This is a genomic window from Ruegeria sp. CG1, from assembly GCF_056537265.1.
Genome location: NZ_JBQFRF010000001.1, coordinates 875,112 through 895,054 on the forward strand (window position 1 = coordinate 875,112; position 19,943 = coordinate 895,054).

18 protein-coding genes are annotated in these 19,943 nt (G+C 57.0%); 12 read left to right on the top strand and 6 right to left on the bottom strand.

The window, feature by feature from the left end; all coding sequences use genetic code 11:
- Together aroB and ACR0AU_RS04435 are read right to left on the bottom strand one after the other, a co-directional pair.
- Window positions 1–1,113 (bottom strand): 3-dehydroquinate synthase, encoded by a 1,113-nt coding sequence (aroB, locus tag ACR0AU_RS04430; RefSeq protein ID WP_170731983.1) that lies wholly within the window; start codon window positions 1,111–1,113, stop codon window positions 1–3.
- Window positions 1,113–1,700 (bottom strand): shikimate kinase, encoded by a 588-nt coding sequence (locus tag ACR0AU_RS04435; protein WP_170731981.1) that lies wholly within the window; start codon window positions 1,698–1,700, stop codon window positions 1,113–1,115. The genes aroB and ACR0AU_RS04435 overlap by 1 nt, the downstream gene beginning before the upstream one ends.
- Window positions 1,701–1,779: 79 nt before the next feature.
- On the opposite strand from ACR0AU_RS04435, the gene ACR0AU_RS04440 reads away from it, so the two are divergent.
- The 9 genes from ACR0AU_RS04440 (at window position 1,780) to ACR0AU_RS04480 (ending at window position 13,334) form a co-directional block, all read left to right on the top strand.
- Entirely contained in the window at window positions 1,780–1,929 is a 150-nt protein-coding gene (locus ACR0AU_RS04440; RefSeq protein ID WP_170510340.1) for a hypothetical protein, read from the top strand.
- Window positions 1,919–3,445, top strand: a complete 1,527-nt coding sequence (locus ACR0AU_RS04445; RefSeq protein WP_480590652.1) for a hypothetical protein — start codon at window positions 1,919–1,921, stop codon at window positions 3,443–3,445. The genes ACR0AU_RS04440 and ACR0AU_RS04445 overlap by 11 nt, the downstream gene beginning before the upstream one ends.
- 2 nt (window positions 3,446–3,447) lie before the next feature.
- Entirely contained in the window at window positions 3,448–4,404 is a 957-nt protein-coding gene (locus ACR0AU_RS04450; RefSeq protein WP_480759970.1) for a site-specific tyrosine recombinase XerD, read from the top strand.
- Between the two features lie 63 nt (window positions 4,405–4,467).
- Complete coding sequence (locus ACR0AU_RS04455; RefSeq protein WP_170393312.1) at window positions 4,468–5,775, top strand: HlyC/CorC family transporter; 1,308 nt, start codon at window positions 4,468–4,470, stop codon at window positions 5,773–5,775.
- Between the two features lie 105 nt (window positions 5,776–5,880).
- Complete coding sequence (locus tag ACR0AU_RS04460) at window positions 5,881–8,298, top strand: GcvT family protein (RefSeq protein ID WP_480795328.1); 2,418 nt, start codon at window positions 5,881–5,883, stop codon at window positions 8,296–8,298.
- A 31-nt stretch (window positions 8,299–8,329) separates the two neighbouring features.
- Entirely contained in the window at window positions 8,330–8,944 is a 615-nt protein-coding gene (locus ACR0AU_RS04465; protein ID WP_480795329.1) for a nucleotidyltransferase family protein, read from the top strand.
- 746 nt (window positions 8,945–9,690) lie between these two features.
- Complete coding sequence (locus tag ACR0AU_RS04470; RefSeq protein WP_170731974.1) at window positions 9,691–11,127, top strand: DegQ family serine endoprotease; 1,437 nt, start codon at window positions 9,691–9,693, stop codon at window positions 11,125–11,127.
- Between the two features lie 163 nt (window positions 11,128–11,290).
- On the top strand, window positions 11,291–11,971 hold the full coding sequence (locus ACR0AU_RS04475) for a response regulator transcription factor (protein ID WP_170393316.1): 681 nt from the start codon (window positions 11,291–11,293) through the stop codon (window positions 11,969–11,971).
- Window positions 11,928–13,334: a sensor histidine kinase gene (locus ACR0AU_RS04480; protein ID WP_480795330.1), complete on the top strand. Its 1,407-nt coding sequence runs from the start codon at window positions 11,928–11,930 to the stop codon at window positions 13,332–13,334. The genes ACR0AU_RS04475 and ACR0AU_RS04480 overlap by 44 nt, the downstream gene beginning before the upstream one ends.
- 35 nt (window positions 13,335–13,369) lie before the next feature.
- On the opposite strand, the gene ACR0AU_RS04485 is transcribed toward ACR0AU_RS04480, so the two are convergent.
- Complete coding sequence (locus ACR0AU_RS04485) at window positions 13,370–14,593, bottom strand: cytochrome P450 (protein ID WP_170731971.1); 1,224 nt, start codon at window positions 14,591–14,593, stop codon at window positions 13,370–13,372.
- Window positions 14,594–14,685: 92 nt separating this feature from the next.
- On the opposite strand from ACR0AU_RS04485, the gene ACR0AU_RS04490 reads away from it, so the two are divergent.
- Window positions 14,686–15,033 carry a TfoX/Sxy family protein gene (locus tag ACR0AU_RS04490; protein WP_170595853.1) on the top strand — a complete coding sequence of 116 codons (348 nt, stop codon included), beginning with the start codon at window positions 14,686–14,688 and terminating at the stop codon, window positions 15,031–15,033.
- Here ACR0AU_RS04490 and rpiB read toward each other — a convergent pair.
- From rpiB to ACR0AU_RS04505, 3 genes are all read right to left on the bottom strand, one after another.
- Window positions 15,030–15,479, bottom strand: a complete 450-nt coding sequence (gene rpiB, locus ACR0AU_RS04495) for a ribose 5-phosphate isomerase B (protein WP_170405254.1) — start codon at window positions 15,477–15,479, stop codon at window positions 15,030–15,032. The genes ACR0AU_RS04490 and rpiB overlap by 4 nt on opposite strands.
- A 118-nt stretch (window positions 15,480–15,597) precedes the next feature.
- Window positions 15,598–16,020 carry a nucleoside-diphosphate kinase gene (gene ndk, locus ACR0AU_RS04500; protein ID WP_008757405.1) on the bottom strand — a complete coding sequence of 141 codons (423 nt, stop codon included), beginning with the start codon at window positions 16,018–16,020 and terminating at the stop codon, window positions 15,598–15,600.
- 104 nt (window positions 16,021–16,124) lie between these two features.
- Window positions 16,125–17,327 (bottom strand): multidrug effflux MFS transporter, encoded by a 1,203-nt coding sequence (locus ACR0AU_RS04505; RefSeq protein WP_170405251.1) that lies wholly within the window; start codon window positions 17,325–17,327, stop codon window positions 16,125–16,127.
- 105 nt (window positions 17,328–17,432) lie between these two features.
- Between ACR0AU_RS04505 and ACR0AU_RS04510 the strand changes: the two genes are divergently transcribed.
- Complete coding sequence (locus ACR0AU_RS04510) at window positions 17,433–19,286, top strand: ABC-F family ATP-binding cassette domain-containing protein (protein ID WP_480795331.1); 1,854 nt, start codon at window positions 17,433–17,435, stop codon at window positions 19,284–19,286.
- Entirely contained in the window at window positions 19,283–19,903 is a 621-nt protein-coding gene (locus tag ACR0AU_RS04515; protein WP_170393323.1) for a MarC family protein, read from the top strand. Before ACR0AU_RS04510 ends, ACR0AU_RS04515 begins: the two co-directional genes overlap by 4 nt.
- Window positions 19,904–19,943: the final 40 nt, after the last annotated feature.

Here is a 19,943-nt window from a genome sequence, read left to right on the forward strand (position 1 = left end):
TCAGCAGGCGGCCAGCGCATCATCAAGCACCGAGACCACTGTCTCGCGCGGCACTTCTGAAGTGACGAAGGCCTGTCCGATGCCTCGTGCCATAATGAAACGCAACTGGCCATCCATGACCTTTTTGTCCTGCGCCATCAGATCGACCAGCGTTTCTGCATCCGGCATTTCACCCGGAATATCGGCCAGATCAGTCTTCATGCCCATGGCGCGCAAATGCGCCCTGACACGGCTTGGATCTTCTTGCGGGCAAAGCCCCAAGCGAGAAGAAGTTTCAAACGCCAGCGCACAGCCGATGGCGACACCTTCACCATGCAGCAATCGATCAGAATAATCGGTTGCAGCCTCAAGCGCGTGGCAGAAAGTATGACCCAGATTGAGCAGCGCCCGGTCGCCCTGCTCGGTCTCGTCGCGTGCCACGATATCGGCCTTCATCTGAACCGAGCGTGTGACGGCCTGCACGCGCGCAGCCATGTCGCCGGATGCTAACAGAGGCCCGTTATCTTCAAGCCACTCAAAGAACTGGGCATCGCCCAGCAGTCCATATTTGACGACTTCGCCATATCCAGCGAGAAAGTCCCGCGTCTGTAACGTACCCAGCACGTCCGTGTCGGCCAACACCAGTGACGGCTGGTGAAACGCTCCAATCAGGTTCTTGCCCTGTGGCGCGTTGATCCCGGTCTTGCCGCCAACCGAGCTGTCGACCTGTGCCAGCAGCGAGGTTGGTATCTGAACAAAGCGCACCCCGCGCCGCATCACTGCTGCAGCAAATCCCGCCAGATCACCGATCACACCCCCTCCTAGCGCAACGACGATGTCGTTCCGTTCGACCTTCTCTGCCAGCAACCATTCTACCGCGCGCTCAAAATGCGGCCAGCTTTTGGTGGCCTCACCCGCTGGCATTGCCAGAGCATTCATCTCGATCCCGGCTGAGGCCAGGCCTTCACGCAGTGCATCCAGATGCAGGCCCGCGACAGTCTCATCCGTCAGAACCGCGACACGCTTACGCTTTATCAGTGGAGCAATCCGTTCCCCAGATTGCGCCAAAAGGCCGGGGCCGATCTCTACATCATAAGAACGCTCGGCCAGATCAACATGTACGGTTTGATGCATTAAATTCGTTCCAAAATATCAGGGCGCGTCACCAATGCAGAGATCACCCGATCCACCATATCTTCGATTGCGGTTTCGCCATCTGAGTCAGCCACCAGATCGGCCTGTTCATAGATCGGCACGCGCGCCTCGTACAAACCGCGCAACGTTGCATACGGGTCTTCCGTACGCAGCAACGGGCGCGTGTCTTTATGTTTGACGCGATTCCACAACACGTTCAGATCGGCCCGCAACCACACAGATGCACCGCGATCTGAGATCATTTTTCGATTGCCTTCTGCCAGAAACGCGCCGCCTCCGGTCGACAGGATGCCTTTTTCCTCGTCCAAAAGCCGCCCGATGATCTGACTTTCCTTGCTGCGAAAGAACGCCTCACCATCACGGGCAAAGATCTCGGGGATGGTCATGTTGGCCGCCGATTCGATCTCGGAATCGCTATCGAGAAAGGGAACGCCGAGCCGCGCCGCAAGGGCCCGGCCCACCGCAGTCTTTCCAGCCCCCATCATTCCGACCAAAACGACGGTTTTGTGCAGTTGAAACTGCGCCGCTGTGTCGGAACGCACCGTGTTATGCTTAATTTCGCTCATTTCGTCGTGAATGACGTGATCTTAAGAAAAATGCTAGTTATAACTTGGGCAAAAGCAAAAATTGAGGCAGCGTTCACCCATGGGCCGTTTAATCAAGTTCCTGATTTACCTCATCTGCCTGTGTTTCATCGGGCTGGTTGGGTATGCCTATGTCGGGCCGTATTTTGGTGCGGACTTTTCCGCTCCTCAAAGTGAAGTCCGCGAACCGGTCATCTTGAATGCCGACTAAGACTACTCTTCTGGCGCTTTTTCTGGCCGGAACTGCGCAGGCACAATCGACGGAGCCCTTGTCGATCATCGACTGGCTGACCGACCCGCCTGAGAATCTGCCAGGCACAGTGCTATTAGAGCCACCTGTCACCCAGACAGGGTTACAGCCGGACGTGCAGGTCACCCCGCTTGAGGCGCTGTCGCCTCCGTTGGGTTTGGTGGCCTCTTCCGTCACGGGTCTGCCAGTCAACTTGTGGCAGAACAGCGATGCGGATCGTCTGGCGGAACTGATCGGGCAGGTGCGGGTCAAGTCCAACCCCGCAATGCAACGGCTGCTGTTCACCCTGCTCCTTTCCGAGGCACGTCCCCCAAGCGGAGGACAGGCAGAAGACAAATTGCTTATGGCGCGACTGGACCGCCTTATGCAATTGGGCGCATCCGATCCGGTACAGTCTCTGGTTCAACTGGCCGGTCCGACCGATACGCAAGCTCGTTTCAAACGCTGGTTCGATGCGACGTTGCTGACGGGTGACGAAGACCGGAGTTGTACGGCGCTGATCGCGCAGCCGAATTTGTCTCGGGATTACGCAGCGCAAATATTCTGCAAGGCCCGTCGTGGAGATTGGGCGTCAGCTGCTCTGACACTCGAAGCCGCTCATGCGCTGCAGGTGCTGCCCGAAGACCAGCTTGCGTTGCTCGATCGCTTTCTCAGCCCGGAATTGTTCGAAGGGGCTGAGTATCTTCCTCAGCCCGACGACCCGAATCCGCTTACGTTCCGTCTGTTCGAAGCCATTGGTGAACGTTTGCCCACGGCTTCACTGCCACGGGCGTTCGCCAATGCCGATCTGCGCGATGTGGCGGGCTGGAAAGCCCAGGTCGAAGCTGCTGAACGATTGACGCGGATTGGGGCGCTGACACCCAATCAGTTGCTTGGCCTATATACCGAACGTTCGCCGGCTGCTTCGGGCGCCGTGTGGGATCGCGTGGCCGCCATCCAACGGTTCGAAACCGCATTGGAAACCGGAAATCCCGAGGCGGTTTCCAAAACTCTTGTTGAGGTCTGGGCTCAGATGAAGACCGTCGGGCTTGAGGTTCCGTTTGCCGAACTTTTTGCCCCGCGTCTGGCAGCAATGAAACTATCTGGTTCGGCCGCCGAGAATCTGCGGTGGCGTATTCTGCTGTTGTCCGAGCTTTATGAAGACGCGGCGCAAGATGTGCCCGAAGGTTCCGATGCGAATATGTTTCTGGCCGCCCTGGCACAGGGTGATCCGCAACGCGCGCCGTCGCCAACCCCTCTGGCGGATGCCATTTCGCAGGGCTTTGCCTGGTCCGCGCCCATCCCTTCGGATATCGACGGGCTGCTGAGTAACGATCAATTGGGCGAAGCCATTCTGGAAACGATGCAATTGTTCGCCCATGGCGCGCGCGGCAATCTGGTCGACCTGACCGCTGCAATCGCTGCGTTCCGCCGCGTGGGTCTTGAAGACACCGCACGTCGGGCCGCCTTGCAGTTGATGATCTTGAACGGGGCTTGAGCATGACCGCGCCCGCGTCTCAGGAGCTGTGGATTTCCACCTTCCTCGAAGCGCAAGCTGCTGAGCTTGGCGCCGCCACCAACACCCTGCTCGCCTATGGCCGGGATCTGAAAGATTTCTCTGATTGGTTGACGCGTCGCAAATCGGGCTTTTCCGAAGCGGATCGCGATCGGATTGAAGGTTACCTGATCGATTGCGATGCGCAGGGCCTGTCGCGCTCGACAAGGGCACGGCGGTTGTCGGCGATCAAACAATTGTATCGATTTGCTTTCGAAGAAGGCTGGCGCGAAAGCAACCCGGCCATCCAGATCAAGGGACCAGGGCGCCCCAAGCGATTGCCTAAGACACTGGACGTGCCCGAAGTTGACCGCCTGCTTGCGGCAGCACGGCGCACGGGTCGTTCCGACGCAGACAAAATTCGCAACACGTGCCTGATGGAACTGCTCTATGCGACGGGGATGCGGGTGACAGAACTGGTATCGCTGCCGGTCAGTTCGGCCAGAGGTGATCCCCGCATGCTGCTGGTCCTCGGCAAAGGCGGGAAAGAGCGGATGGTTCCGCTGTCCCCCCCTGCCCGCGAGGCGTTGGCAGACTGGCTGCAAGCCCGAGATGCGGCCGAGGAAAAAGCCGTTTCCAAAGGGGGGCAAGCGTCGCGTTTCCTGTTCCCGTCGCGCGGGAAATCCGGTCACCTGACGCGGCATCGCTTCTTTCTGCTGGTCAAGGAACTGGCGATCGAAGGCGGTGTTTCGCCTGAAAAAGTCACACCTCATACGCTGCGCCATGCGTTTGCGACGCACCTGCTGGCCAATGGCGCGGATCTGCGCTCGATCCAGACGCTGTTGGGCCATGCAGATGTGGCGACGACCGAGATCTATACGCATGTTCTGGATGAACGCCTGTCGGAACTGGTGTTGGAACACCACCCGCTGGCCAAAGACGACACCACAGATCAGGGCTAACCCCTTGATTGGCCGGGCCCGCACCCCCATAACGAATGCAGCAACACGAACAACCTAGGACCAATGGAACCCACTCCTTCTCTGCTTGATGGCGCATTCTGGATCACGACAGGATCCATTCTTCTTCTCCTTGTCCTATCGGGCTTTTTCTCGGGCTCCGAAACTGCGCTGACCGCATCATCGCGTGGCAAGCTGAGAGCGCAGGCTGACAAAGGCTCGCGCGGGGCGAAAAAAGCGCTGGAAATCACCGATGATAACGAACGTCTGATCGGCTCGGTCCTTCTCGGCAACAACCTTGTCAACATCCTTGCCGCTTCGTTGGCAACCGCCCTGTTTACTCGCCTGTTCGGCGAAAGCGGTGTGGCGCTGGCGACGCTCGTGATGACCCTTCTGGTGCTGATCTTTGCCGAGGTGCTGCCCAAGACCTACGCGATTACCAACGCCGAAAAAGCCGCCGCCTTGGTGGCACCCGTTATCAGCGTCGTCGTAACGGTGTTCTCTCCGGTGGTGGCTGCCGTCCGACTGCTGGTGCGCGGTGTATTGCGCCTGTTCGGCGTACAGATCGACCCTGATAGCAACATCCTTGCGGTCCGTGAAGAAATCGCTGGCGCATTGCAACTGGGCCATTCCGAAGGTGTGGTCGAAAAAGAAGATCGCGACCGTATTCTGGGCGCGCTCGATCTTGGCGACCGCGCGGTGGAAGAGATTATGCTTCACCGCTCGAATATTGAGATGATCGATGCGGATGACGAACCCGAAGCGATCTTGAAACAATGTCTGGAAAGCCCGCACACCCGCCTGCCTGTGTTCCGTGAGGAACAGGAAAACATCGTGGGTGTGGTGCACGCCAAAGACCTGTTTCGCGCAATGTATGCGCAGGTAGGTGGCGCGGATGGTGACCCAGAGCGGCTTAAGAATTTCGACATCGCGAAGGTGGCCAACGATCCTTATTTCGTGCCCGAAACCACCACCCTGGACGACCAGATGCGTGAGTTTCTTAGGATGCACAGCCATTTTGCCTTGGTTGTCGACGAATACGGATCGCTGCGCGGACTGATCACGCTGGAAGATATTCTGGAAGAGATCGTGGGCGAGATCGCAGACGAGTTCGACATCGACGAAGATGTCCCCGTTACCCGATCTGACGACGGCCAGTATCTGGTCGAAGGCGCGATGACCATTCGCGACGCAAACCGCGCGCTTGACTGGTCGCTGCCGGATGAAGAAGCCAACACGCTGGCCGGTTTGGTGATCCACGAGGCTCAGATGATCCCCATTGTGGGCCAAGTATTCTCGTTCCACGGTTTCCGGTTTGAGGTCACGGCCCGCGAAGGCAACAGGATCACGGCCCTCAAGGTCCGTCCTCTCTAAGCCCTACAGCGCGCGTATTCAGCAAACGACGCGCGGTGTCGCGAACGGAACAGTAATACGCCAGAGCCCTCGGCAGGCTCGGCCAAAAGCCGAGGGAGAAACATCGTGAAAACCACCACCCGTGTCGCAGTTATCGGAGGCGGCGTTGTCGGATGCTCGGTCCTCTATCACCTGACCAAGCTTGGTTGGTCGGATGTGATGCTGCTGGAACGGTCTGAGCTGACCAGCGGTTCGACCTGGCATGCGGCGGGCGGGTTTCACACCCTGAACGGTGACACAAACATGGCCGCCCTGCAGGGCTATACCATCCGGCTGTACAAAGAGCTGGAAGAGATCACGGGCATGTCGTGTGGCTTGCACCACGTCGGCGGCGTCACGCTGGCCGACAATCAAGACCGGTTCGACATGTTGCTCGCCGAACGCGCCAAGCACCGATTCATGGGTCTTGAGACCGAGATCGTCGGGCCTGAGGAGATCAAAAAAATTGCTCCGATCACCAACACCGATGGCATCCTTGGTGCGCTGTATGATCCGCTGGACGGGCATCTTGATCCGTCGGGTACAACACACGCATACGCCAAGGCCGCGCGTATGGGCGGGGCTACGATCGAAACACATTGCATGGTGCGCGAGACCAACCAGCGCCCGGACGGAACTTGGGACGTGGTGACCGACAAGGGTACAATTCACGCCGAACATATCGTCAATGCGGGCGGATTGTGGGCGCGCGAGGTCGGTGCGATGGCCGGGATCTACTTCCCGTTGCATCCGATGGAGCATCAATATCTGGTCACCGATAACATACCCGAGATCGAGGCCATCATCGACGCAGGTGGCGAGCACCCGCATGTGATGGACCCCGCTGGCGAAAGCTATCTGCGGCAGGAAGGGCGTGGACTGTGCATCGGCTTCTACGAACAGCCCTGCAAGCCTTGGGCAGTCGACGGCACCCCGTGGGAGTTTGGCCATGAATTACTGCCCGATGACTTCGACAAGATCACCGATAGCATCGAATTCGCCTACAAACGCTTCCCTGTTCTCGCTGAGGCGGGTGTCAAATCCGTCATCCATGGGCCGTTTACCTTTGCCCCGGATGGTAACCCTCTGGTCGGCCCGGTGCCTGGCGTGCGGAACTACTGGTCAGCCTGCGGTGTCATGGCCGGTTTCAGCCAAGGCGGTGGTGTTGGCTTGACCCTTGCTCAATGGATGATCGAAGGCGAACCCGAACGCGATGTGTTTGCCATGGATGTGGCGCGGTTTGGCGATTGGATCAGCCCGGGCTATACGCGCCCCAAGGTGATCGAGAACTATCAGAAGCGGTTCAGCGTCGCTTATCCGAACGAGGAACTGCCTGCAGCGCGTCCCAACCGAACCACACCAATGTACGACATCTTCAGCGATCTCGGTGCCGTTTGGGGGCAGCAATACGGGCTGGAAGTACCAAACTACTTTGCCCAAGGCGATGAACCGGATTTCGAGACACCCTCGTTCCGCCGTTCCAACGCCTTTGAGGCCACCGGCCGCGAAGTTCGTGCCGTGCGTGGAGGTGTTGGGATCAACGAAGTCCACAATTTCGGAAAATACCGTATTACCGGTGCCGGTGCTCGTGCATGGCTGGATCGCATCATGGCGGGCCGCATACCCAAACCAGGCCGCGTTTCACTGACGCCAATGTTGTCGCATAAAGGTAAGCTGATCGGCGATTTCACCGTCTCCGGCTTGGGCGACGACCTGTTTCACCTGACCGCCTCCTACGGCAGTCAGGCATTTCATATGCGCTGGTTCCTGAAAAACCAGGACCATGGCGTGGGCATCGAGAACATCAGCGACCGGTTGAATGGGTTTCAGATCGCAGGCCCCAAGGCCACCGAGGTTTTGTCGGCCTGCACCCGAGAAGCAGTCAACTCGCTCAGGTTCCTCGACGTGCGCGAGATGACAATTGGCATGACCGACTGCATCGTTCAGCGTGTCAGCTATACCGGCGATCTGGGTTATGAGATTTATTGCGACCCAATGGCCCAACGGCAACTATGGTGGAACCTGTGGCAAGCGGGTCAAGCCCATGACATGACCCCATTTGGCATGCGCGCAATGATGAGTCTGCGTCTGGACAAGTTCTTTGGCTCGTGGATGCGAGAATTTTCACCCGACTATACAGCGGCAGAAACCGGGTTGGATCGGTTCATCTCATTCTCCATGAACAGTGATTTCATCGGCCGAGCAGCGGCCGAGGCCGAGCGCGCATCTGGCGTTGATCGCTGCTTGGTGGCTTTTGAGGTCGACGCGGCAGATGCGGATGTAAACGCGTACGAACCGATCTGGTTAGACGGCGCTGTTGTCGGCTTCTGTACATCTGGTGGGTATTCGCACTTTGCGGGCAAGTCGATTGCCATGGGGTTCCTCCCGACTGAACAGGCCACCGAGGGACGTGCGGTTGAAATTGAAATTCTAGGTCAGATGCACAAAGCGCGTGTCATCACGACCCCACTTTTCGATCCCGATGGCGCAAGAATGCGGGGATGACTTATTAATCCACCGACGGCATGCTTGCGAAATGACCCAGATTCCCATCATCCTGCTCGCTGCCGGGCAATCCAGCCGCATGGGTGGTGCTGATAAGTTAATGCAACCGATTGAAGGCGTGCCGCTTCTGCGCCGAGCGGCTCAGCGGGCGCTTGCCGCAGGTCACGTTATCATCGCCCTGCCCCCGGCCCCACATCCCCGATATACGGTGCTGGAGGGCCTCGGTGTTCAACTGGTCGAAATCCCAAATGCGCAAGAAGGCATGAATGCCAGTTTGAGAGGCGCAATGGCCTCCGTTCCAGCAAATGCACCTGCGGTCATGATCCTGTTATCGGACCTTCCGGACCTCACAACCCAAGACCTGAACAGTGTTCTCCGATCAGTCAAAACCCACCCTGACAATCTGATATGGCGTGGGGCTACTGACGAAGGCGCTCCCGGCCATCCTGTCGTGTTTGATCGTTCTCTATTTTCAGAGCTTTCGGAACTGAACGGTGACAGCGGCGCGCAGATTGTCGTGCAACGTTACAAGGGCAAGGTTCATCTGCATCGCCTGCCCGCCCAGAATGCGCTGCTTGATTTGGATACACCCGCCGATTGGACCCGTTGGAGTGCGGGCCGACCGCAAAAGCAGCCCCTCAAATAAACGCGACCCGGTCAATAATGACCGGGTCGCATGCCCAAAAACAGGACTACCACTTTCACCAATCTCTAAAGCGCGGTCAGATCGCCAATCAGGCTTCCCGACGTTGTGCTGCTGAACCTAAACAAGACCCCCTCGTTAACATGCCGCTCAGCGCTATGGAGACTGAGATGCGCCTTTGACACCCCCTAGTGCCTAAGGCCCCCCTCACTTGGGCAACTCCAATGTCGCTGATCCGATGCGTTCAAACAATGTAAAATTGGATGAAATGGTAAATTTCAGCGCAGGCGCACTGGCTTTTGAGCAACAATGCAACACTCTGGATTCTACCAATGGTTGCATCGACTTATACTTTTTCCAGAAGTTTCCGTCAGTTGCGCACTTAGAATACGGCTAACTTACCTATTTCAAAGGCATCGACGGGCGTGTTCGAAATTTGAACACTGCATCTCACGCAACTTTTAGGAGAAGTATTTTTGCGACCGCAAAAGCGTCGTTTCTTTGTTAACAAAAATGAATCAATTCAATGCTTTTTCGAAATTATTGACTTTATCGGCAACAATCCACCGATTCGCCACATAGCACCCAAGCTGATTCTTGCTACCCGAGCACGTTGAACGGAGTCATTAAAGCGGCGAAACGTGGCGAAATTAAGGTTTCTTAATATTTCTCTCAGGATATCCCAAGGTTGCCAGTGCATCTCCTCTCTCAATGCGCGGGATCAACCGCCGAAATAGACAGGAGTCAAAATGAGCATCCGTAAATCCTCACTGCTTATTCCACGCACATCCAGCTGGATGGGAGCTACCGCACTGGGCGCGGCCATGATGGCCACCACCGCCCTGCCCGCAATGGCAGACGAGGCTCTGGCCGATCTGGTCGAAACCGTCTCGCCTTCGGTGGTCACGATCACCGCCAGGCAAGATGCCAAACCACGCCCCACACAAGGTCAGGAGTTCGACCTCGAAAACCATCCCTTTGGCGAGTTCTTTAAACGGTTCGGCGGTCCTGAAGGATTTGACATGCCGCAGCGAGGCCCCAGCCAGGGTTTGGGATCAGGCTTTGTGCTGGATAAGGCAGGATACATCGTCACCAACCACCACGTTGTCGACAACGCCAGCGAAGTGACCGTACGTCTGAGCGATAACCGCACATTCGAAGCTGAAATCGTTGGTACAGATCCGCTTACGGACATCGCCGTGCTTAAAATCGACGCAGGAGAAGACCTGCAAGCCGTTCAAATGGGTGACAGCGATGTCATTCGCGTGGGCGAAGACGTCGTCGCCATCGGCAACCCGTTTGGCCTGAATGCAACCGTTACGACCGGTATTGTTTCCGCGAAGGGGCGCAATATTTCGGAAGGCCCCTACGCCGAATTTATTCAGACCGATGCTGCAATCAACAAAGGCAACTCGGGAGGTCCGCTATTCAACATGGATGGTGAGGTGATCGGTGTGAACTCGGCGATCTATTCGCCCAGCGGCGGCTCAGTCGGGCTCGGCTTTGCGGTGACTTCGAATATTGTAGATCACATCACGGCTGATCTGCGCGATGACGGCGAGGTCAGCCGCGGTTGGTTGGGAGTGTCGATCCAGAATGTCAGCCCCGAACTGGCTGCTGCGATGGGTATCGATACGGCAACAGGTGCACTGGTATCGGATGTTGTACCTGACAGCCCGGCCGATGGCGTACTGCAGCAAGGTGACGTGATCCTGACCTTCAATGACGAAGCCGTTGATTCCAGTAGCGATCTTCCGATCCTGGTTGGCACGACCAAGGTAGGTACTGATAGCACGCTGACTGTTCTTCGAAATGGCAAAGAAGAACAGATCGAACTGACAATCGGTCAGCATCAGTCAGCCTCGGCGGCTACCGATAGCGTGGTTGAAGACAAGTTCGAAGGTACGTCGCTGGGCGTAACCGTGGCACCGCTGACCGAAACCGCCCGCGCCGAGATTGGCGTGGCCGAGAACGTCGATGGTGTTGTTGTCACCGATCTGGAGCCCGAAAGCCCTGCGGCCAAGGCCGGATTGCAGCGTGGTGATGTGATCGTTCGACTGGGCAATCTGGATACAGTTACGCCAGACGCTTTGAAAGAAGCGCTGGAGAACGAAAAGACGGATCCAGCTCTGGTTTTGATCAATCGCGGTGGCAACCAGATCTTCGTCGCGGTCGAAATCGCCTAACCCTACACCTAAGCGCGCCACATGATGGGGAAATTTGGAGCGCTTATTCTGGCAGGCACGGATTGTCCACGTGCCGCCGGAACAGCCGGGTGCACCTTTGCACCCGGCATGTTTTTTTCAAAGAGTATGTGTGTTTAAATCCCATTGGGAAGGAGCCCTGACCATGAGCAGACGCTTGTTGATCGTTGAAGATGACCAAGACACACGGGACTTCATTGCCAAGGGATTTGGTGAAGAAGGCTATGTTGTCGAAGTCGCATCAGATGGCCGCGAAGGCCTGTACCACGCAACTGACGGCGGATTTGATGCGGTCGTACTGGACCGAATGCTTCCCGGGCTGGACGGGTTATCACTGATTAAGTCAATGCGTGCGGCTGGGTTGAAAACACCTGTTCTGATGTTAACCGCCATGAGTGCAGTGGACGAGCGAGTCAAAGGCCTCCGCGCGGGCGCAGACGATTATCTGGTCAAACCATTTTCATTCCAGGAACTTCATGCCCGGATCGAAGCCCTGTTGCGTCGACCGCAAGAAGCCGAAGAAACGCCGACCCTTGCCTGCCGCGATCTCGAAATGGATCTGTTGACCCGCAAGGTCACACGCAACGGTCGTGAAATCACCCTGACCCCGCGCGAATTTCAAATTCTGGAGTTCTTTCTGCGCCGAAAAAACCGCGTCGTCTCGCGCACGATGTTGCTTGAAGGTGTGTGGGATTACCACTTTGACCCGAACACCAACGTGGTCGACGTCCATATTTCGAAACTGCGCCGCCAGCTTGATGAAGACGGAGCTGACCCGGTGATTGAAACAGTCCGAGGCGCCGGATACATGGTTTCGGATGGATAACCTGCGCCTGTCGCTGAAAAACTCTCGTACTCGGTTGGTTCTGGCCAGCATGGTGCTTAGCACTTTGCTGACGGCGACCGTTCTGACGATGGTGTATTTTACGGCCAATCGCACGATTTCAGGCGAGACGCGTTCGGTCGTTCAGGCCGAGCTTACGGGCCTCGCAGATGAATATGAACGGCGTGGCATGATCGGGTTGATCTCTGCCATCGACCGCCGTTTGCCGACAGCGGCTGAGCGGGATGCCTTGTACCTGCTGACAGGTCGGCAAGGCACGAAACTGGCGGGCAACCTGACGCATTGGCCGGAAGGGATAACTCCGGGCAGCGGCTGGGTCGATCTTCAGCTTCGCAAAGAAGATACGGATCAATATGTCCCGATCTCTGCCGCTTCAGTCCGGCTGCCGGGTGGTGAGAGGCTGCTTGTCGGGCGTGATTCATTGGCCAGACAGCAATTCGACCGGGTTCTGTTCCGGTCTGTCGCGCTGGCACTTGCCACGGCATTGGCGCTGAGTTTATTGACCGGCTGGCTGCTGACCCGGCTGGTGTTTTCACGACTGAAAGACATCGCCAATACAGCCGACAATATCGTTTCCGGAGATTTAGCTCTGCGCATGCCTCTACGAGGCACGGGCGATGAATTCGATCAGGTCGCGGCCACATTGAACAACATGCTGGATCGTATTGAAGAACTGATCAGCAACCTGCGCACAACGTCCAATTCTATTGCTCATGACCTGCGCTCTCCCCTGTCGCGACTGCGGCAACGGGTCGAATCCCTGGCTGAGCCCGGCAAAAGCGATCAAGATCGCGAGATCGACATGGCGCGCGCGACCGGCGAGATTGATCACCTGCTGCGCGTTCTCAGCCAACTGACCGAGATTTCGCGTGCCGAGGCCGGTCTGGGCCGCGAACAATTTGAACCGGTAAAGCTTTTGCAACTGGTCGGTGACGTGGTTGAGTTATACGAACCTGTCGCGTCTGATCAGAACATCCGACTTGAGGTCGTTGGAAACGCGTACCCAATCCAAGGCCATCGCCCTCTGCTGTCTCAAGCACTGTCGAACCTTCTTGAAAACGCCATGCGCTACGCCCCGACTGGCACGGCGATCACCATCGAAATTCGAGACGACGGCGACTATGCGTTACTCAGCGTTCGCGACCGGGGCCCTGGCGTACCAGAAAGCGATCTGCCCCGATTGCAGATGCCGTTTGTCACGCTTGATCCCGCAAGGACCGGGCGCAATGCCGGTCTTGGACTAGCGCTTGTGGCGGCAATTTCGCATATGCACGGCGGCACGTTTCTTGCGCGTAACCGGAAGCCAGGGCTTGAGACAACTCTGAAGTTGTCACGCAATTCGTAATTACATGAAGAACATCTACTATAGCCTTGATAAAATTACATAACTGCAGGCAAGGAAGCGTAACCGTGAAAGCGAATGCGACCACCCTGCACCCGTTTTCCTTGAATCTGGTAATCGGGAAAACGATTCAACAACCGGCCCAATGCAACACGACCTTCAAGACGCGCCAAAGTCAGGCCAACGCAGACATGCGGCCCGCCTGCGAAGGCCAGGTGCCTGTTCGGCTTGCGTGTGATGTCAAACCGGGTCGGGTCGGTGAACACCTCGGGATCACGGTTCGCTGCCCCGATACATAGATGCAGGTTCGTTCCTTTGGCGATCTGATGTCCTCGGATTTCAACGTCCGACGTAGTTTCCCGGTTGCCAAATTGGTTGGGCGACCGAAAGCGCAAGACCTCTTCAACCGCCGGAGCAATCAATTCGCCATCTTCCAACAGTCTTTGGCGTTGTTCTGGATAGTCATGAAGCAGCGCCAGCCCATTGCCGATCAGATTGGTGGTCGTTTCGTGGCCCGCGTTCAGTATGAAGATGCAGTTTTGCAGAAGCTCAATCTCGCTCAGCATCTCATCCGCGCCTTCGCCACGGATCAGACGTGTCAGAACATCTGTTTCCGGATCTCCCGGTTTTGCGCGACGACGGGCGACGAGATCCCGAAGGTAAGTTTTGAAGTCGCGAACAGCAGTGTGACCCTTTTCCAGCTTAGCTTCCGTCAAAGCGGGTTCCAAAGCACCAAGGATAGCCAGAGACCAATCGCGCAGAGGCGCGCGTTCATCCATCGGTACATCCAGCAGATTGCCGATGATCTGGATTGGAATGGTCGAGGCAAAATCCGCAATCAGATCAACCCGTCCCCTGCCCGCCATATCATCCAGCAGCGTATCAACGGTTTCGATCAGACCCGGCTCCATCCGCGCGATTGCCCGGGGCGTCAGGGCTGAGGTCATGATCTTGCGCACCCGCGTGTGCAGCGGCGGATCGGAGAACACCAGTGAAGTTGTATGATGTTCGAATAACGGCGAGCCAACACCGAATTTAGGGCCGAACGCAGCCTCCTTATCCGAAGAATAAAGCGTCGTGTTGCGATAAATGGCATCCAGATCCGCATGGCGCGACAACAACATGGAACCGTCCGGCTGCCGCAATATTGGCGCATGCTCAAGCAGAGCATCGTAAAGGGGGAACGGGTCGTCGACAAACCCCTCGGGCGGGTTCATCAGGTCCAGATTTTGCGCGGCATTCTCTAGGCTTAGATCGTTCATTCTTGGCCCCTCCAACGCTTGGGTAGCGGAAAGGGAAGCTGCAAACAACCTTGAGCGGGTGACAGGCCGTATCGGGCGGGATAAGACAAGGCATGTCTGATCCGATATCCTCCATCCGCAATCTTGGCCCGGCGTTCGAGCAAGCCTGCGCGCGTGCGGGCATTATGACAGCTCAGGAGTTGCGAGCGTTGGGAGCAGACGAGGCATATGCGCGCCTGTTACAGGCCGGGACGCGCCCTCATTTCATCGGCTATTATGTGCTGGTCATGGGCTTGCAAGGCCGCCCTTGGAACGACTGCAAGGGCGAGGAAAAGAAAGCCTTGCGCGAACGATTCGATGCGATCAAAGCCGGAGTCAGCATAGCGCCAAAGCATCAGATGATTGCCGATCTTGATGCTTTGGGCGTGCGAATTTCAGCCAAGGATTTGGCGGCAGACTAGGCTTCGAGCGCCCCGATCATATCGACCCGCGTTGCGTGGCGACCACCTTCGAATTCGGATGTCAGGAAAGCAGCCGTGATTTCCAGTGCTTGCTTTTCATCGATAATCCGCGCCCCCAGCGAGAGCATGTTTGCGTCATTGTGCTGACGGATCATCTGGGCCGAAAAGACATCACTGCAAACGCCACATCTGACGCCGTTGATTTTGTTCGCCGCCATCATGATACCCTGACCGGTGCCACACAAGATGATACCAAAGCGACAATCACCCGAAGCCACAAGGCGCGCTGCGGCAGCTCCGTGTTCGGGATAATGAGTGCTTTCCGATGTGGTCGGGCCGATATCTACGGCCTCCCAACCTTCGGCTTCAACGTAAGCAGAGATAGCCTGCCTGAGGTCGATTGCAGCGTGATCACTGGAAAGAACAATGCGTTTGTTTGTGCTCATGACGGCATTTCGCTCCTGTCGACTAAAGCAATGCGGACAAACACTCTTGAGCCCTGCCCTCATAAGAAAGGCCGCACCCGATATGGGGTGCGGCCCAAAGCTAGGATCTGACGGCCGATTAGCCGACCAGTTCGATGCCCGAGAAGAAGTAGGCGATCTCAACCGCGGCAGTTTCCGGTGCGTCCGAACCGTGGACCGAGTTTTCGCCGACCGATTCAGCGAACTCGGCGCGGATGGTGCCAGGTGCTGCGTCTGCAGGGTTGGTTGCGCCCATGACTTCGCGGTTCTTTGCAATGGCACCTTCGCCTTCCAGAACCTGAACAACAACAGGGGCCGACGACATGAATTCGCACAGTTCGTCATAGAACGGACGCTCGGCGTGCACGTCATAGAACTTGCCAGCTTGGGCTTTGGTCATGTGGATGCGCTTTTGCGCGACGATGCGCAGGCCAGCTTCTTCGAACTTGGCATTGATCTTGCCAGTCAGGTTGCGGCGGGTTGCATCGGGTTTGATGATCGAGAATGTGCGTTCCAGTGCCATGTCGGCCTCTCCTTGACTTTAGGGCGCGACACCCGCGCCGAAATCCATCGCGCGCCGCCTAACATGGTATTTGCCTCATGAAAAGCGTTATGATCGTTTATCGCTCAGATCGCCTCAGGCAGTGGGTCGGTACGATCCAAACGACGGACATAGAGCACTGCTAAAAGACCAGCAAAGCTGCTGCCGCACATCATGCTCAGCACCAGATAAGGCCCGTTTTCGGGGCTTACGAACGTCCCGGTCATCATGGTCAAGACCGCCCCCAGCGCCACGATCAAAGCGCCTGATAAGCCGGCCGCGCTGCCAGCCAATTTCGGGCGTACCGACATCACCCCGGCCGAGGCATTTGCATTGGTCAGACCATTTCCGAAACCAACGCAGATGGCAGATCCAAAAAACACCCAGACCGAGCCCATATTGCCGATGAACAGCAGCAGCCCGCAAAATGGCCCAACCGAGGCCACGACCCGACCGAACAAGATCATTGTCGTCAGCTGGGTACGCTTTGCGATGCGCCCTGTAACAAAGTTGCCGACCATAAAACCGCCAGTAATGATCCCGATGCCCAGACCCAGCATTGCTGGGCTCAGATCGAACCAGGCTGCGGCGACCAGAGGCGCGCCGGTGATAAAACTAAAAAAACCGCCGATGGAGAACGCGGCGCATAAGGCGTAACCCCAGAACCTACGCGCGCGGAACAAATGCGGGTATTCCCGCATCTGCGCCGCGAAAGTCGACGAGCGGTTGGTGTTGGTTTCACCCATGTCAGCCCAAAGCAGCAACAGCACCCCTGCCCCAAGCAGCGAATACAGCACGAACCCGGCCCGCCAACCAAAAAGCATATCCAGCGCGCCACCTAGCATTGGCCCAAGCATCGGTGCCAGTGCCATGGCCATTGCGACATAGCCCAGCTTGCTCGCGGCCTCGTTTGGTGGATATCGGTCGCGGATCGAAGCACTCGACAGCACCGGCCCGGCCACCACCGCCGCCTGAATCATCCGAAACGAAAGGAAAACCCAGATTGACTCGGCTAAGACGCATCCAATTGAAGCGGCGACAAATATGACCATCGCAATCAACAAGACAGGTCTTCGCCCGTAGCGATCCGACAGCGGCCCGACGATCAACTGCAAGACCGCCGAGACAAATAGGTATCCTGCGACGGCCACGTTCATCAGGCCATAATCCACGCCGAAATCTTCGCTCATATGCGCCAGCGACGGCAGGAACATGTTCAGTGTCAGAACCGAGAGCGCCGTTGCAAAGATCAGCGTTATCAGGGTCGGAGGAGATTGAGCCGCACGCATATCGAAACCGTTTGGAAGACGAACCGGAACAGCGCTAACACATTGCTTCTGGCTTGAACATGGTGACCTCTGGCGGCGTCTTGGATGCTCTGATAAGAGCGCCTCATGTTACGGATCGATAACATCACATACGCCGTTGAAGGGCGTCCTCTGTTCGACGGGGCCAGTGCGACCATTCCCGATGGCCACAAGGTCGGCCTTGTCGGGCGCAATGGTACCGGAAAGACGACGCTCTTTCGGTTGATCCGGGGCGAGCTGTCGCTGGAATCAGGCAATATATCCCTGCCCAAACGTGCGCGGATCGGGGGCGTGGCGCAGGAAGTGCCATCCTCGGATGTCTCGCTGATCAACACGGTTCTGGCCGCGGATGTGGAACGCAGCACATTGATGGCCGAAGCAGACAGCGCAATAGATCCGAACCGCATTGCTGAAATCCAGACACGGCTGGCTGATATTGATGCTTGGTCGGCTGAGGCTCGGGCAGCCTCGATCCTCAAAGGACTGGGCTTTGACGATGAGGATCAGCTGAAACCCTGTTCGGATTTCTCGGGCGGATGGCGCATGAGGGTAGCGCTGGCGGCCGTACTGTTTTCGCAGCCTGACCTGTTGCTGTTGGACGAACCGACCAATTATCTGGACCTTGAAGGTGCGTTGTGGCTTGAAAGCTATCTGGCCAAATACCCTCACACCGTCATCATCATCAGCCACGACCGGGGGTTGTTGAACCGCGCCGTCGGATCAATTCTGCATCTCGAAGATCGCAAACTGACTTATTACGCGGTTCCCTACGACAAGTTTGCCGAACGTCGCGCTGAACGTCTGGCACAAGCAGAGTCGGAAAACGCCAAGGCCAAGGCCCGCATCGCACATCTGCAAAGTTTCGTGGATCGTTTCCGCTATAAGGCGTCAAAATCCGTACAGGCCCAGTCTCGTTTGAAGATGATCGAGCGCATCCAACTGGTTTCAACTCCGCAAGAGGCGGCTTTGCGCGCCTTTTCATTCCCCGAGCCAGAAGAGCTGTCGCCACCGATCATTCAGCTTGAAGGAGGCGTGACCGGTTATGGTGAGACCGAGGTTCTGCGACGACTGAACCTGCGTATTGATCAGGATGATCGCATCGCTCTGCTAGGCAAGAATGGTCAGGGCAAGTCGACCCTTTCGAAACTGCTATCTGACCGCCTACCCCTGATGGCGGGTAAAATGACCCGAAGCTCCAAGCTGCGCATCGGCTATTTCGCGCAGCATCAGGTAGATGAGCTGCATGTGGACGAAACACCATTGGATCACTTGCGCCGCCTGCGCCCTAATGAGGCGCCCGGCAAGTGGCGCTCGCGTCTGGCGGGGTTCGGATTGAACGCGGATCAAGCGGAAACGCTGGTCGGTCGCCTGTCGGGCGGACAAAAGGCGCGCTTGTCGCTGCTGATCGCTACCATCGACGCGCCGCATATGCTGATCCTTGACGAACCGACGAACCATCTGGACATCGAAAGCCGCGAAGCGTTGGTCGAGGCACTGACTGCCTATTCCGGCGCGGTCATCTTGGTCAGCCACGACATGCATCTACTGTCGCTTGTCGCTGATCGGCTATGGCTGGTCTCGGATGGCACCGTGAAGCCATTCGATGGCGATCTTGAGGCCTATCGCACTCTTTTGCTGGCCCGCGAGAAACCGGTCAAAGATAAACTACAGGCGCCCAAACCCAAACGTGCGTCACGCGAGACCGTATTGGCCCTGCGTGCGGATCTGCGCAAATGCGAAGACCGGGTCGAGAAACTGACCAATATGCACGACAAGCTTTCTGCCAAGCTGGCGGATCCTGCGCTTTATGAAGATGACCGGATCAACGATCTGGAAACCTGGAACCGCAAATTCGCCGAGGTGGTCGAAGCCATGCAAAAGGCTGAAGCCCTATGGGTCGCCGCCGCAGAACGGTTGGAACAGGCAGAGAGCGCAGCATGATCGACATGGCCTTTTTCATAACGGCTTTCACCACGATGTTTGTGGTGATCGACCCTTTCGGAACCACGCCAATTTTCGTTGCCTTGACGCAGGACATGGATGCGGCCACACGCCGTAAGATTGCCATTCGCAGCTGCCTGACCGCGGTTTTCATCCTGATCGCCTTTGCCGCTTTTGGTGAAGCGGTTCTTGGATTCGTCGGCATCTCGATGGAAGCCTTCCGCGTTGCAGGTGGCGCGCTTTTGTTTCTGACTGCGCTGGACATGCTGTTCGACCGCCGTACCAAACGCCGCGAGGACCGCGCCGAGGAAGAAGATCATTCTGACCCTTCGGTGTTCCCTTTGGCCATCCCCCTGATCGCGGGCCCCGGATCGATCGCAACAATCATTCTTTTGGCCGGACAAAACCCGGGCGTCCCTGGGATCGCAGCGGCCTGCGCTGTTATGCTGGCCGTCATGTTGGTTGTATTTGTGTTCTTTCTGGCCGGAGGCATGATCGCCCGTATTCTTGGTAAGACCGGGCTGAACGTGCTGACACGGCTGCTGGGTATGCTGCTGGCTGCACTGTCGGTTCAGTTCATTCTTGATGGCCTCAAAGCCTTTGGTTTCGCCTCGTGAAACACCATATTGGTATGAGAAAACTGATTTCGGGTGATTG